Origin of the sequence: Peribacillus sp. NPDC097224 (genome assembly GCF_044761985.1) — a bacterium.
Taxonomy (GTDB): domain Bacteria; phylum Bacillota; class Bacilli; order Bacillales; family DSM-1321; genus Peribacillus.
On the sequence record NZ_JBIWDK010000006.1, the window covers coordinates 170,070 to 183,770 of the forward strand.

A 13,701-nucleotide genomic window follows, 5' to 3' on the forward strand; every position below is an offset into this window, starting at 1 on the left:
CGGATTAGCAAAGCTATACAGTCATTGGATTTCATGGATTCAAATAGTATCGAAGAAATTTTAAATAAGGTGGATTTAGATGCAATCAGGAGTGGATTCGGATTGTTTTTCTTCTTGGATCAATCCAAACATCTCGCTTGTCGATGCTTGATAAACTTTACGGCAGGATTGGTAAACCATATCGCTTCCAATAAATTGACGACACCACCCCTGTTACATCTGCTGTAAGCATAGGATATTCCTATTATTTTCCAACAGAACTCTATGCTGCTAAATTATACAATTCATCTGTCTTGGAAATTTCCATCGCCTTTATTAAATAAGCTAGGTCAGTCATATCTCCTTCAATTAATTCCACTTCGTCTTGAATTTCCAGAAATGCTAATCTCCAAATTGTACTTGTACTTCTCCGAGCCATTAGCCCATATACTTTGTTTAATAAAAAGCGAGCCAAATAAGCTCCATCCTGCCCAGTAATTATTGCACTTTTCATCTGCTTCTTCTACAAATCGTATGCTTTTTTAGTTTACATAAAAAAATCATTCGGCTTTAACGATAACAGTCAATAAAAATAAGCAGAAGGTAACCTTTATATATGAATTTATTACTGTTGAATATCTGGAGTTTAATTAAGGAGAGGGGAGACGTCCATACTAACCATTAACCTTCTGCTTTGAATGGAAGTAGGACTATAAAGAAATGTTTTTTGATTTGAATTCTTCTTCAGTATCACAAAAAGTGAGTTTTCCGTAATTCAGACGGTTATCGATGTACTGGGGGATTCCTGCTTTTCTTAAATTGTCACTAAATATTACATATTCAAATCGTCCACTATTATCCAAATAACTGACTTGATTCAATACTTCCTTTCGAACCAAGTACGTACAATGAATTACCTCGACCTCAATAAGTCCTTTAATTGACCCAGTTAATATATCGTAGTATAAAGGGGAATGTTTGTAATAACCATTTTCATCTACAAGGTAATGGTAATTTGAATAATTGCTTAATTGGTCATCGCCATTCCTTAACAGGGGACCTATTACTGGCAATCTCGTATCTAGAAGCGTTTGAAGTGTTTCCGGGATAATAAAGTTATCGCAATCCACTACAAAGTAATGCGTCCCTCTAGCTAAAGCCCATTCAATCGATTCTTGTCGGAGACGTGCCAACACACTCAATTTCACCGGGTTCCAGTCATGTGGTCTAAAATCCTGTACACGCTCCACTACATCACTCGAGTCGATATGGATTTCTGAATATTTGTCTTTTACTTTTTCTACCCACTGTTCTAGTAATACCGCTGTTTGATCTCGATTGTTATTTGTACGTATATAAAGTTTAATTTTAGATGCTGGGTAAGTTTGTTTCTCAATTAAGTCCAAGTACATGGGCAAAACGTGAGCTTTCTCTTTGGCTAGAATGGCAATGGTTACAAATTCATTAGTTTCCATTTAATAAAACACAGCCTTCCATTAACGTTTTTTATTAATCTGATGTTTATTTACTTGTACAAAACTGAGAGGTCATTCTTTTTCTAGGTGTGTACAGTTGGCCTCCACTTCCTCCCAAGTCATAAAAATACGGAGGATGTCTTCCTCGATGAGTTCCGTACCACACTGCACTTCAATAATTTCCAAATCAGTAAGTGCTTTAATACCATGGGCAGCCCCTAAAGGAATTTCAAGAACATCGCCCGGGTTCACTACCCGGATTATATCATTAAGAACAAATAACCCAGTTCCATTGATAATTGTCCAGACTTCGCTACGATGGAAGTGTCTCTGATAACTGATGTTTTTATTAGCTGTTATACCAATTCTCTTAGTTAGAACTTCATTGGCTTCATCAAATTTTGTATAATCCAATACATGGTACCAACCCCATCGACGCTCTTCATACATCGGACGCTCTTCAATTTGAAGAGAAATTTCCTTGACTCTTTGGCTGGCCTCTTTATCTGTAACAAGAATTCCATCAGGGCTAACCACCACAACAAGATCTGAAACACCCAAAACAGATACAGGTATATCCAATTCATTAATCACATGGACATTTCGACAATCCGGACCAATACTTCCTTTGCCAACTATCGGCGTTTTCATTTCCTCTGTAAGAGTATTCCAGGTTCCAAGATCTTTCCATTCACCGTTATAAGGGACAACAATAATATTATTTGATTTTTCAACCACTTCATAATCAAAACTATTTTTCGGTAACCGATTAAACTGGTTAAATACTTCAGCATAGCTAAGTGGAAGTCCCTGCGTTTTAATATAATTTAATAAAAATCCCAGCTTAAAGGCAAAAATCCCACCATTCCATAATGCTCCCTCTTTTATCAATTGCTTAGCTTTGTCATGATTTGGCTTTTCTGTGAAATAACTCACTCTTTGAAAAGCTTCTTCATGTTTTGTATTTTGTGAGGCAATAGGAACTATATAACCATACTTTTCTGATGGGTAAGTAGGTGCAATACCTACTAAAGCTAAATCAGCCATTGATTGTTGCAAAACCTTCTCTAAAGTAATCATATGCTCGAAAAACTCATCTCCTGCAAAAGGATCGACGGGCATAACTCCAACCACTTCCTCAGGGTCTACACTTTCTACTGAATATAAATATAGAGAGGCTAAAACAATAGCCGGATAAGTATCTCTTCGACTTGGTTCCATAATCAGAGGTACATCATTACCTAATTGGCTAATTATCATATCAACCTGAGATTTATTTGTGGAGATAATCGTACGATCAGCTAGATTGACGTTTTCCAGTTGGTTCCACACACGTTGAATCATAGATACTTTTGAATTTGTTTTTTGCTCAGATGGCAATAGTCTTAAAAATTGTTTAGAACGGGAACTATTCGACAAAGGCCAGAGGCGCTTTCCCGAACCTCCAGATAATAAAATAAGGCGCAAATCTTTCACTCCTATAGACATTTAGTGTAAAACGTTTCACATTGATATGACAATTTACCTCTTCTGATATAGAAAGAGCAAATTTGAATTTCTCTGAATTATGTATAATATGTAAGCAAAATGAGAGGGTTACTTCTCCTGCTTATATTTTATATATTGTCATTCATTTTTCACATTCATAGCTATTTTCCAATACTATCTAGCCTAAATACAAAAAGGAAGATCGCCCACTAAGGGATATCATCCTAACATTAGAAGCTTATTAACAAGGTCTTTCTCTAATTTGAATGAGGCGATGAGCTGACCAAACAATACTATTATCATCTCGGCCTAAATCAATTCCTAAAGTTACCCCATCAGATTCATAAAATAATCCGACGAAATCTCCAGCATTTAATAAGACGTCACCTGCTAATGTCACTGTTCCATTGCCAAGAATCGCTATTAATATCTAATACCAAGGCAAAGTTTACATTTTATAATGGTGTTAAACCACTTATCAAATCAGTTACGAATGGAATTTATTACATTTCATTTTATAACGTTCAAAAAAATACTTCATCATAAGAAGAAAAAGTAAAGAAATGATCTACCTTTATTTGAAGGAAATTTATTTTTTAAGTTTAAATGCTTTTAAAATGGATATTATAATGATGTAAGATAATAATGCAGGTTTTACCATGCTAGGAGGTACTTAAATGGAACGTGGAAAAGTAAAATGGTTTAATAGTGACAAAGGATTTGGATTTATCGAGCGTGAAAATGGAGACGACGTATTCGTTCATTTCTCAGCTATTCAAGGGGAAGGGTATAAATCTCTTGAAGAAGGCCAGGAAGTTGAATTTGAAGTAGAATCAGGTCAACGTGGGCCTCAAGCAACAAACGTAAACAAACTTTAATTAAACTAATAAACAGGCCCTGAAAATCAGGGCCTGTTTTTATGCTCTAAATCAATAAAATCCACTTATGTAGCAATTAAAAAACAAAAAAATCTCTGGAGACTAACTAACTCCAGAGATTTGAAAATAAAGGGAACCCCTTATTTTACGGCTTCTTTTAATTCTTTACCCGCTTTGAATGCAGGAACTTTGCTAGCTGCAATTTGTATTTCTTCACCTGTTTGCGGATTTCTACCAGTACGTGCTGCACGATCGCGTACTTCAAATGTACCAAATCCAACTAATTGAATTTTTTCTTCTTTAGCTAGCGTAGTCGTGATTGTCTCAAACAATGCATCCACTACTTTTTTAGCGTCGTCTTTTGTTAATTCTGCTTGTGCTGCTACAGTTGTGACTAATTCTGTTTTATTCATATTAAAACACCTCATCCTTTTAATTCTATAAAGTATGTAGAAAACACACCATACCATATTAACTAAAGGTCTGTCACTTAATATGGCCGAAAAAAGGAAATTTAATCCTTATTTTATGCATTTTGATGGTAGAAATCAATTTGAAGCAAAATACCGGCAAGTCATCCTAATTTATGTAATAATAGATACATGACAAAAAAGTATAAGAACTTGAGGGATTTTCATTGGAAAGTATGGAACTACTACATACAAAAATAGAAATTTTGAGGAAGGAATTAATCTATACAGCTTTAAACCATGGATTCACCGCTCCAAAAACTTTACATATAAGCCAAGAACTTGATAAGCTGCATAACTTACTTTTACATAACCAAGAACCACTAAGCTATCAGTAAAATAAAACGTTTTATATCTATGTATAGGCAACAGAGCTCTTTCCATTACAAAATTACATACTCTAGACTCTCTTCTGCTAGAGTATGTAACCATCTATATTTCCAGGTGTCATTTTTAATTTTCGATTTGCAGCCATTGATAGATTGTATCCATATCAATATTTTCTTCCAAATGGGCAGCCAAGAGATCATACGCTTCCTCTCGTCGCTCTGAATCACTTTGCACATTATCCTCTACTTCATCTAACCCCAACCCTTTTTCCCGACGAATTTGATTGAATAAGGACCTAGTAAACAGACGATTATGAAAGATGCCATGAAGATAGGTGCCCATGATTTTACCATCACTGGAAATAGCCCCGTCTCCTCTTCCATCCTCTAACAAAAGTAAAGGAGTTACACTTGAAGATTCTAATGAGGTTCTCCCTAAGTGTATTTTAAAGGCTTGTCCCATATACAACTCATTTCAATATGTGTGTGGTATCTAAATTACAGTGAACATCCTTGATTTGAATTTTACTACATAGGCAAAAACAAAACCCTAACTGCAAGAGTTAAGGTTGAATTAACTAGATATGAATGATGAATGTAGTAATGATCTACACTCCCATTTATCTTATTGAAATAGAAAACACTACCGGTTTAAACCGGATTGTCGCATGATAATTATTTATTTTTTCTGTCAACTATATCAACTTTTCAGCAATTCAATAGGCTAGAATTGTTATGGACCGATTTCTATCAAAATATGCCGTATATTGTTTTACATAATAAAAGTTCTCAACAAATCCGTTCTATTAGGTTGGAAGAATTGTTTTTAGGAGAATTCACATCTGATGATACCTCAAACGCTTCCATTTGTTCGGCATCAAAAGACTTTAGGAATTGTTGGAGATAGTTCGTATCCTGAATGGTTGGGTCCAGCCAAACCTTTTCATCTTCAGGATTAAGAATGACAGGCATACGATCATGAATGCTTGTCATCAATTCATTTGACGTCGTGGTGATAACTGAACAAGAATAAACCGTACCTTTCGGTGATTTCCATGATTCCCATAGACCTGCCATTCCAAATGGATCATTATTCTTAAGTTTAATCCGCATTGGTATTTTACGTTCAGGATCCTTCTTCCACTCATAAAAGGAGTCGGCAAGAATCAAGCACCGTTTCTTTTTATAAGCATTCTTGAAACTGACTTTCTCGGCAATTGTCTCGGCCCTGGCATTTATCATCTTGTAGCCAACTTTTTCATCCTTAGCCCAGAACGGAATTAATCCCCATCGGAGATACCCTAACCGGTTCTTATTACCATCATTAATGACAGATAGAACGGAATGCGTCGGAGCTACATTATAGCTTGCATGGTACTCTTCATTAAAAGCAGCCTGTATATCAAAGCGATCAATGATTTCTTCAATGCCCGTAAAAAGGGTAAACCGTCCACACATACTATCACCTACTGTATTTTATGTTAACGCTCTAGAATATTAATATCGGTAAATGATTGATTGAACAATTCACTGTTAATCAATAGTGTACCTAGAACTTCCCTTTCATCTTCAGCTTTGATAACATCCGTCAGAATTACCATACTTCCATTCTTCACTGTCACTTTATATTCATTCATAATAAGTCTCCCTTCAATTGGTTGTTACCCGTATTATATACATTATCCACCAAAGGTAAAAACAAAACGAATTAGTGATCGTCCCCCTTGTTTCATTGCTCCTTGTTCCTTTTCAAATTGGACAATTATATGACCATGTTACTAGAACCCATTCCTTATCATTGGGCATGAAAAAGCCCTCCATAAAAGCATGGCTGGCTTTAATGGAGGGTTTCTTAATAAACTTAGTTGGTGATGGACCCATCATCGTCTATATCCTCGTAATCAGTTGGATCCTTTTCCAATAATACTACTTTATCTTCTTCGTTCCACTCCACTTTAAATCCTGATACTTTTCCGACCCTTAAAACGGGTAGGAATGATTTTTGATCTGGTTTATAGGTCTTTAAATCTTTTGTGCCTATTACGCCTAAACCAAGTAGCAATTTATCCGATTGAATATAAGGCTTACCATCTATTATCTTCATTTGTTTAGCTGTATACGGAAAAGGTACACCATTTACTTTTAATGTGAATGGACCTGGCTTCTCTTCTTTAATTTCAGGAGCTTTTTTCGACTTATAGTATCCCTTATCTACTCCAAGAACTGTTCCTTCTCTCGTATTATCCGCCGCACCATACATTTTTCCCGTTTCATAATCGAATACGACGGCCTGCACATTTCCAATATGCTGAGGTTTTTCTTCATAGACATGACCTTTTGCCATTAACTCCAATTTTGTATTTTGTTCAATTCCCGGCTCCCATCGAACAGTGGGATAGTTCGCTGAGTATATACGAGGTGATAAGATGGCTTCTTGGATTGGTAGCCCCTGATCGATTACATTCATGATGGTCTCAGACACGGATGCAATAATGGTAGCTCCCCCAGGAGAGCCCAAGGCAAGAAAAGGTTTTCCATCTTTTAAGACAAAAGTTGGTGACATACTGCTTCTAGGGCGTTTTCCTGCTTCTACCTGATTAACGCCCCCCGGTGTAGCATCGAAATCTGTCATTTCATTATTTAGCATGAAACCATAATCCGGTACCATTATGCCAGTACCGAACACTTGTTCAATCGTAGTCGTATATGACACCATATTCCCCCACTTATCCATCACCGAGAAATGGGTGGTTTGACCTTCAGGATGATTCTCCACCACAGTTGGCATGGAAGAAGGTTCTTTTCCTTCATATTCCCATGGATCTCCTTCTTTTACTTCTGCAGTTGATCTATTAGGATTAATTAGTTTTCTTCTTTCCTTTATATACTCCTCATCTAAAAGCCCTTTTTTAGGAACTTCATAAAAATCTTCATCAGCCATGTATGCTGCACGGTCAGCAAATGCCAAATGCATGGCTTCCGTTAAATAATGAAGATATTCAGGGGAATTAATTCCCATCTTCTTCACATCATACCCTTCCATCAATTCTAAAATTTGTTGGACCGTCAAACTACCTGAACTCGGCGAAGCGGCACCCACGACTTCAAATCCCCTATAATTCGATCGAATCGGTTCCCTTTCTTTCGCCTCATACCTTTTCAAATCATCCGTGGTCATGACGCCCTCTCGTTTTTTAACTTCCTTGACAAGCGCTTCACCGATTTCCCCTGAATAAAGTGCATCCGGCCCTTGTTTCTGAATAATTTTGAATGTCTTGGCAAGATCCGGTTGGATGAGCTTATCACCTTCTTTTAATGGTTCTCCCCCGGGAATGAACACTTTGGCAGCTGCAGGATTATTTAGAAGCTTCGCTTTATTTTCATCAATATATTGAGCTGCGGACCAATTTACTTTCACTCCTTTTTCCGCTTGTTTGATCGCAGGATTTATTACTTCTGATAAACTCATCGTGCCATAGTTCTCAAGAGCCATTTCCATTCCCTTTAAGGTTCCAGGGACCCCTACCGCCTTTCCTGTAATATGACGTTTACTGAAAGGTATAACTTTTCCGTTTTTATCTAGAAAAAGTTTAGGTGTAACGTTTTTTGGAGCTGTTTCACGGCTATCAATCATCGTAATTTTATCTTCCTCTTTACTATAAATCATGATGAAACTCCCTCCGCCAATTCCCGACATCATCGGTTCCACTACATTTAATGACAGCTGAATGGCTGCTGCTGCATCAACAGCATTTCCGCCTTGCTCTAAAATCTTTCTACCAGCTTCCGCTGCTATGGGATGGGAAACCGAAACGATTCCCTTTTTTGTTCCTTGCTTCATTGACTTATCTACCCCGGGCACACTTGCAATAACGGTAGAGACAACTAAAAAGATACTGAAAACAGCTATAATTAAACTCTTAAAATAGGTCATATAAAGTCCCCTTTCAAAACGGATATTAATCCTGTTCACTTAGAAAAACCTATACCTTTCTTCTGGTTAAGATTCTAAAGTTGGAGACAGTTCCTATGTTTATCATGGAGATAACTCAAGTAGACTTCAGACTTTTTAAACATCAAAATTATAAACTATATAAATTAAAGACGGTGGCTCAACCTCATATTACACACTCACCTCCTTAACTGATAAATGATGTAGTTGGGTAAAAGCCACCGTCTAGTGTCTTCAGTCCATTACCTAAATATTATGATTATTATCTAAAATGGTCGGCATGTTCCTTTTGTCTTGCTTCTTGAAATATTGGAAAGCAAGCAAGACGGCAAAGGAAGCTAATCCAATGATATCCGTAATGGTTTCAGGATAAATTAATAGTAAGCCGATAATAATGGCTGGGAATCTTTCTAACCAATGCATTCCGCGTATCCAATAACCGATGACCCCGGCCCCGATAGCAATCATTCCAGTCATTGCCGTAAAAACGACCCATACCACTTCCATCCAAGTTGAATCAATCATCAGCATTTGTGGGGATAGTACGAAAATGTAAGGAATAATAAAGGCCGCTATGGCTAATTTAGACGATTGGATCCCCGTCTTTAAGGGATCTCCACCAGAAACCCCGGCTGCTGCGAAAGCGGCTAGTGCCACTGGTGGTGTTATATCTGCAATAATCCCAAAATAGAAAACGAATAGATGCGCGGATAAATCCGGTACACCCAGTAAAATGATGGCAGGTGCCGCAATGGTAGAGGTAATTACATAGTTAGCAGTTGTCGGTGACCCCATTCCCAATACTAAGGCCGCGACCATTGTAAGCATAAGTGTTGGTATTAAGTAGCCACCAGCCAAATCGATTAATCCATTCGCCAGCTTTAGACCTAGTCCTGTCTTTGTGACAATCCCTACGATAATACCCGCACTAGCCGTTGCAGCCGCTACTGCCAATGCCGTTCGAGCCCCATCTACTAAGGCATGAATGATATCACTAAATTTCATCCGTACATCTTTGTTAATGAACCCTACAATAATCGAGATAAGAATGGAATACAATGCGGCATGTGTAACTGTTATATTCGACATCAGAAGGAGAACGATAGCAACGATTGGTATCAATAAATAAACTTTTCTTATCACTTCTCTCTTGTTCGGCATTTCTTCTTTCGTCAATCCCCTTAATCCAAGCCTTTTTGCTTCAAAATGGGTCATGATCCAAATCCCTGTAAAGTAAAGAATGGCTGGAATGGTGGCTGCTTTTGCTATATCCCAATACGTGATGCCATTCCCAATAAACTCGACCATTAGAAACGCTGCCGCTCCCATTATCGGTGGCATTAATTGTCCACCTGTTGAAGCAGATGCCTCTACTGCCCCAGCAAATTCCTTTTTGTAACCCAGATTTTTCATCATCGGAATCGTAAATGACCCTGAAGTGACAACATTCGCTACCGAGCTGCCGCTGATGGTTCCTTGTAATGCACTTGAAAAAATGGCAACCTTCGCAGGTCCGCCGACTCTTCTACCTGCAATCGCAGTTGAGAGATCATTGAAATATTGACCAACCCCGGTTCGTATAAGGAAGGCACCAAATAGTAAAAATAGGAAAATGAAGGTAGATGAAATCGCCAGCGGTGTTCCTAAAATCCCCTCTGTAGAGAAAAACATCGTTTGGACCATCCGCTCGAAAGTTAGACCGCGATGCGAAAGGAAACCAGGCATATATTGACCAAATAGACCATATAAAATGAATAGCACCGCTATTGTCGTTATAGGTATCCCTACTGCACGCCTCGTTGCCTCTAACACCAGTAAAATGGCCAGTAAACCAACCGTGAAATCCAACGTACCTAAACGACCGACATTCATGACCAAATCGTCGAAAAACAAGGGCCAGTACGCTCCGACTCCGATACTTAATACTGCTAGAATCATATCGTACCATGCTATTTGAAGCTTGCCTTTTTGGCGTTTCTTCCGATTTGCAGGAAATAATAAAAAGATTAAAGATAGCGCGAAACCTAAATGAATCGTCCGTTGAATTTGTGCTGTAAAAACCCCAAAGATGGCTGTATACAATTGGAATAAAGAAAATGCTAAGAGACCGAAAAAAGCAATATACCCCAATATGCCTTTTAATTTCCTGGTCCCTGCTTCAGGATCGTATTTCTCTAAAAGTTTCTGCTGCTCTTCCTCTGTTAAGTACTGCACTTTTCCTTTATCATCATCCATTGATATTCACCCCATCCAATTGCTCCCAAAAGGAAATTTTTTTCGTTGAAATTCTGATCCATGTTCCCGGCTTAATAAATCGTGATAATAATACAGTTTGTTTTCTATAGATTAAGCGATGATTGGCTCCAACCTGCCCTATTCTTAAATCAATATATTCAAATGTTCGATTCATATTTTTGATATGATATACACCGTCTTTTTCTTCAAAGACTTCCTCTCCCTCTGCATTAGAAGGCATGCCTACAGCAAAGTCTTCATATGCCAGCTCGGTTTGCTTAATGGAGTCCCTTGATAGCTGATAGGTTTCGAGAACGTCCGAGAGGTGAATGGAATGTGTATACTCTATTTGAAACGTCTTTTCTCTTTTCAAAGGTAAATAAGCCAACAACTCTTCTTGATCTTGATAGGAAAATGCAAGGACTTGTTTATATGGTATGAAACCAAGTAAAGCACTGAACAGAAATAGAGGGATAATAAAAAACACGAATCTCTTAAAAAAATTGCTGCTCATCGAAACCTCCAAACTTCAAGAAACAACGAAATCGATAGCGAACTATCGATTATCGTAGCATTTATTTGGCAATTCCCTTTTCTTCGAAATATTTAGCTGCACCAGGATGCAACTCCATTTCCCCTAATCCTTCAAGTGCCGTCTCTGCCGTAATTAATTTTCCTTTTGCATGCGTGATTTTGTCTGTATTGTCATAAATAGCCTTAGTCATTTCGTACACCAAGTCTTTGTCCATGTCTTTTCTTACAACCAACATGGCTTTCACGGCAACGGTCTTTACATCTGATTTAATCTTATAAGTGCCGCTCGGAATGGTATCCTCCGCATAATATGGATATTTCTTAACCAACTCTTTAATCTTTTCATCCGCAATTGGTAGGACAACAATATCATTTTGAACAGAAAGTGCCTCTACTGCACCAGTTGGAGTACCTGCTGTTATAAATGCTGCATCAATATTCCCAGCTTGTATTCCGTCGGTCGATTCGTCGAAGGAGAGATTTTGGGCTTTTATATCTTTAGCCGTTAACCCATGAAGCGCTAGAATTTGCATGGCATTAATGTATGCACCTGATCCAGGGGCACCAACCGATACTTTCTTTCCTTTTAAATCTTCCACTGATTTGATCCCACTTTTAGCTGTTGTTACAAGCTGTACAGTTTCTGGATATAAAGAGCTAATTGCCTGGATATTATCAATGGGATTCCCTTTGAACATTTCTTTGGCCTCAACTGCATATGCAGCAATATCCGTTTGCGAGAAAGCTATCTCAGCTTCTCCAGCTCTTAAGGTTTCCATGTTTTCTGCAGAAGCCCCGGAGGTTTGTGGTGTGATATTCGCATTGGTATTATCCGTGATGATATTTCCGATCTGGCCACCAAGTGGGTAATATGTACCACCAGTCCCACCTGTTAATAGACTCAAGTTTTGTCTTTCGTCTCCAGAGGTCCCTTCATTCCCCTTACTGCAAGCAGTAATAAATAGTAAGGACATGATCATTCCGAATAAAAAAAGGCTTTTACATCCCTTCACAAAAATCCCTCCTTTTTCAATTTCATCATCTTTAAATGCGACGATATTAATAGTATTCTGTGACCAACTCTAATTTCCTTCATTTTACATATGGGAATTTAACCCATATCCTCACAGTCATTATCGTGCGTTTTTTTAACCCACTTTATATTTGACTAAATTTTCAGTTTTTTTATATCCTTCTTTAAAGATAATATTGACTCTTGCATTTGAGAAATATATTATTGTTATAAACTTATAACTATTGATTATAAAATACCTTCTTATTGGCTGTATCCAGTTATTCTGATACCACTTAAACAAAAGGAGTGATTTTATCAATTTCCTATCCCTACGTTATTTTATTGAGGTTTCAAACCACCTTAGTTTCAGCAAAGCCTCCAAGGTCCTTCATATCTCCCAACCTGGCTTAAGCCAACAAATCTCATCACTTGAAAAACAATTAGGTTTTAAGCTTCTAAATCGCACAACAAGAAAAATCACATTGACTGAAGAAGGGGAATATATCTACAAGAAGCTCGCTCCTTCCTTCGATGACATCGAAAAAACAGTTAGCAATATCGTTGAAAACAAAATTGTCCCCAAACCAAAAATAAAAATTGCCACAATACCATCAGCAGCAAGTATTTATATACCAAATTTATTGAAAAAGATACGTATTGAATTTCCTGAAGTAGAAGTAGATCTTCAAGAGACAACCTCCGCAAGAGCAGTCAAGCTAGTCAAACAGCAAAAATATCAAATTGGTTTTATCCGAACACCCATACATGCCAATATACTGACAAATGAAGGGCTAAATATGATTGAATTCAACAAATCTCCATTGCAATTAGTCGTTTCTTTTGAACACCGGTTAGCTCAAAAAGAATCCATATATTTAACTGAGGCAAAGAATGAACCCTTTATTCATTATCATGCAGTACAAGCCCACTCTCTTCAATTTCTTTTGGAAAAGGCATGTTCGATTGCTGGGTTTTCTCCAAAAAAATTATGTGAAGGATCCGAGCTATTAACGATTGCAAACCTAGTTTCGAATAATTTAGGTGTTGCCCTCATGCCCAAAGATATGATTGATTTGTTAGGAACTAAAAAGGTAAAGGCCTTAAACATCGAAAATATGAATCTGTCTAGCTCAATATCAGCTGTTTGGAAAAGTAGCGAACATACACCTTTCTTGATAAATCAAATCATACATACCCTCCAATCTAATACTTCGTTGTGAGTTATAAGGATAAAGAACTAAAGTAAGTACAACTTGTCCCTTTTATAATCAAGGTTTATATGTATATAAAAATTTACTATTTTTGTTATGTTCCCTTCAATGTTAGCATTCGGTTATACAACATTT

General features: G+C 37.4%; 15 protein-coding genes. 3 read left to right on the forward strand and 12 right to left on the reverse strand.

Annotation, left to right across the window (positions count from 1 at the left end):
* Positions 1-75 precede the first annotated feature (75 nt).
* The 4 genes from ACIQXR_RS13420 to ACIQXR_RS13435 form a co-directional block, all read right to left on the reverse strand.
* Positions 76-180, reverse strand: a complete 105-nt coding sequence (locus tag ACIQXR_RS13420) for a GDP-mannose 4,6-dehydratase (RefSeq protein WP_402959154.1) — start codon at positions 178-180, stop codon at positions 76-78.
* An 82-nt stretch (positions 181-262) separates the two neighbouring features.
* Positions 263-493 (reverse strand): GDP-mannose 4,6-dehydratase, encoded by a 231-nt coding sequence (locus tag ACIQXR_RS13425; RefSeq protein ID WP_402872577.1) that lies wholly within the window; start codon positions 491-493, stop codon positions 263-265.
* A gap of 196 nt (positions 494-689) precedes the next feature.
* Positions 690-1,454, reverse strand: coding sequence for a glycosyltransferase family 2 protein (locus tag ACIQXR_RS13430; RefSeq protein WP_402872575.1), 765 nt, complete (start codon positions 1,452-1,454; stop codon positions 690-692).
* Between the two features lie 72 nt (positions 1,455-1,526).
* Positions 1,527-2,921, reverse strand: a complete 1,395-nt coding sequence (locus ACIQXR_RS13435) for a sugar phosphate nucleotidyltransferase (protein WP_402873178.1) — start codon at positions 2,919-2,921, stop codon at positions 1,527-1,529.
* A 698-nt stretch (positions 2,922-3,619) separates the two neighbouring features.
* Between ACIQXR_RS13435 and ACIQXR_RS13440 the strand changes: the two genes are divergently transcribed.
* Positions 3,620-3,820, forward strand: a complete 201-nt coding sequence (locus ACIQXR_RS13440) for a cold-shock protein (RefSeq protein ID WP_402872572.1) — start codon at positions 3,620-3,622, stop codon at positions 3,818-3,820.
* Positions 3,821-3,960: 140 nt separating this feature from the next.
* Here ACIQXR_RS13440 and ACIQXR_RS13445 read toward each other — a convergent pair whose 3' ends face one another.
* The gene (locus tag ACIQXR_RS13445; RefSeq protein ID WP_402872569.1) at positions 3,961-4,233 is read right to left on the reverse strand and encodes an HU family DNA-binding protein; all 273 of its coding nucleotides are present in this window, start codon (positions 4,231-4,233) and stop codon (positions 3,961-3,963) included.
* A 233-nt stretch (positions 4,234-4,466) separates the two neighbouring features.
* On the opposite strand from ACIQXR_RS13445, the gene ACIQXR_RS13450 reads away from it, so the two are divergent.
* Positions 4,467-4,628 carry a Spo0E family sporulation regulatory protein-aspartic acid phosphatase gene (locus ACIQXR_RS13450; protein WP_402959208.1) on the forward strand — a complete coding sequence of 54 codons (162 nt, stop codon included), beginning with the start codon at positions 4,467-4,469 and terminating at the stop codon, positions 4,626-4,628.
* A 115-nt stretch (positions 4,629-4,743) separates the two neighbouring features.
* Here ACIQXR_RS13450 and ACIQXR_RS13455 read toward each other — a convergent pair whose 3' ends face one another.
* The 7 genes from ACIQXR_RS13455 to ACIQXR_RS13485 form a co-directional block, all read right to left on the reverse strand.
* Entirely contained in the window at positions 4,744-5,082 is a 339-nt protein-coding gene (locus tag ACIQXR_RS13455) for a hypothetical protein (RefSeq protein WP_403080163.1), read from the reverse strand.
* A gap of 326 nt (positions 5,083-5,408) precedes the next feature.
* Positions 5,409-6,077, reverse strand: a complete 669-nt coding sequence (locus tag ACIQXR_RS13460) for an SOS response-associated peptidase (RefSeq protein ID WP_402872563.1) — start codon at positions 6,075-6,077, stop codon at positions 5,409-5,411.
* A gap of 23 nt (positions 6,078-6,100) precedes the next feature.
* Positions 6,101-6,256 (reverse strand): hypothetical protein, encoded by a 156-nt coding sequence (locus ACIQXR_RS13465; RefSeq protein ID WP_402959161.1) that lies wholly within the window; start codon positions 6,254-6,256, stop codon positions 6,101-6,103.
* 224 nt (positions 6,257-6,480) lie between these two features.
* A complete protein-coding gene (gene ggt / locus ACIQXR_RS13470) occupies positions 6,481-8,553 on the reverse strand; it encodes a gamma-glutamyltransferase (protein WP_403080165.1) in 2,073 nt (690 codons plus the stop codon).
* Positions 8,554-8,817: 264 nt separating this feature from the next.
* A complete protein-coding gene (locus ACIQXR_RS13475; protein WP_402872552.1) occupies positions 8,818-10,806 on the reverse strand; it encodes a TRAP transporter permease in 1,989 nt (662 codons plus the stop codon).
* Positions 10,799-11,320: a DUF1850 domain-containing protein gene (locus ACIQXR_RS13480; protein ID WP_402959164.1), complete on the reverse strand. Its 522-nt coding sequence runs from the start codon at positions 11,318-11,320 to the stop codon at positions 10,799-10,801. The genes ACIQXR_RS13475 and ACIQXR_RS13480 overlap by 8 nt, the downstream gene beginning before the upstream one ends.
* A gap of 61 nt (positions 11,321-11,381) precedes the next feature.
* Positions 11,382-12,353 carry a TAXI family TRAP transporter solute-binding subunit gene (locus ACIQXR_RS13485; protein WP_403080166.1) on the reverse strand — a complete coding sequence of 324 codons (972 nt, stop codon included), beginning with the start codon at positions 12,351-12,353 and terminating at the stop codon, positions 11,382-11,384.
* Positions 12,354-12,669: 316 nt separating this feature from the next.
* Here ACIQXR_RS13485 and ACIQXR_RS13490 point away from each other — a divergent pair, with 316 nt between their 5' ends.
* Positions 12,670-13,575 (forward strand): LysR family transcriptional regulator, encoded by a 906-nt coding sequence (locus tag ACIQXR_RS13490; RefSeq protein ID WP_402873173.1) that lies wholly within the window; start codon positions 12,670-12,672, stop codon positions 13,573-13,575.
* Positions 13,576-13,701 lie beyond the last annotated feature (126 nt).

Excerpts from the sequence above, each read along its gene's own strand:
- ACIQXR_RS13420 (WP_402959154.1), bottom strand. The coding sequence starts at position 180 with ATGGTTTACCAATCCTGCCGTAAAGTTTATCAAGCATCGACAAGCGAG.
- ACIQXR_RS13425 (WP_402872577.1), bottom strand. The coding sequence starts at position 493 with ATGAAAAGTGCAATAATTACTGGGCAGGATGGAGCTTATTTGGCTCGC.
- ACIQXR_RS13430 (WP_402872575.1), bottom strand. The coding sequence starts at position 1,454 with ATGGAAACTAATGAATTTGTAACCATTGCCATTCTAGCCAAAGAGAAA.
- ACIQXR_RS13440 (WP_402872572.1), top strand. The coding sequence starts at position 3,620 with ATGGAACGTGGAAAAGTAAAATGGTTTAATAGTGACAAAGGATTTGGA.
- ACIQXR_RS13445 (WP_402872569.1), bottom strand. The coding sequence starts at position 4,233 with ATGAATAAAACAGAATTAGTCACAACTGTAGCAGCACAAGCAGAATTA.
- ACIQXR_RS13450 (WP_402959208.1), top strand. The coding sequence starts at position 4,467 with ATGGAACTACTACATACAAAAATAGAAATTTTGAGGAAGGAATTAATC.
- ACIQXR_RS13455 (WP_403080163.1), bottom strand. The coding sequence starts at position 5,082 with ATGGGACAAGCCTTTAAAATACACTTAGGGAGAACCTCATTAGAATCT.
- ACIQXR_RS13460 (WP_402872563.1), bottom strand. The coding sequence starts at position 6,077 with ATGTGTGGACGGTTTACCCTTTTTACGGGCATTGAAGAAATCATTGAT.
- ACIQXR_RS13465 (WP_402959161.1), bottom strand. The coding sequence starts at position 6,256 with ATGAATGAATATAAAGTGACAGTGAAGAATGGAAGTATGGTAATTCTG.
- ggt (WP_403080165.1), bottom strand. The coding sequence starts at position 8,553 with ATGACCTATTTTAAGAGTTTAATTATAGCTGTTTTCAGTATCTTTTTA.
- ACIQXR_RS13475 (WP_402872552.1), bottom strand. The coding sequence starts at position 10,806 with ATGGATGATGATAAAGGAAAAGTGCAGTACTTAACAGAGGAAGAGCAG.
- ACIQXR_RS13480 (WP_402959164.1), bottom strand. The coding sequence starts at position 11,320 with ATGAGCAGCAATTTTTTTAAGAGATTCGTGTTTTTTATTATCCCTCTA.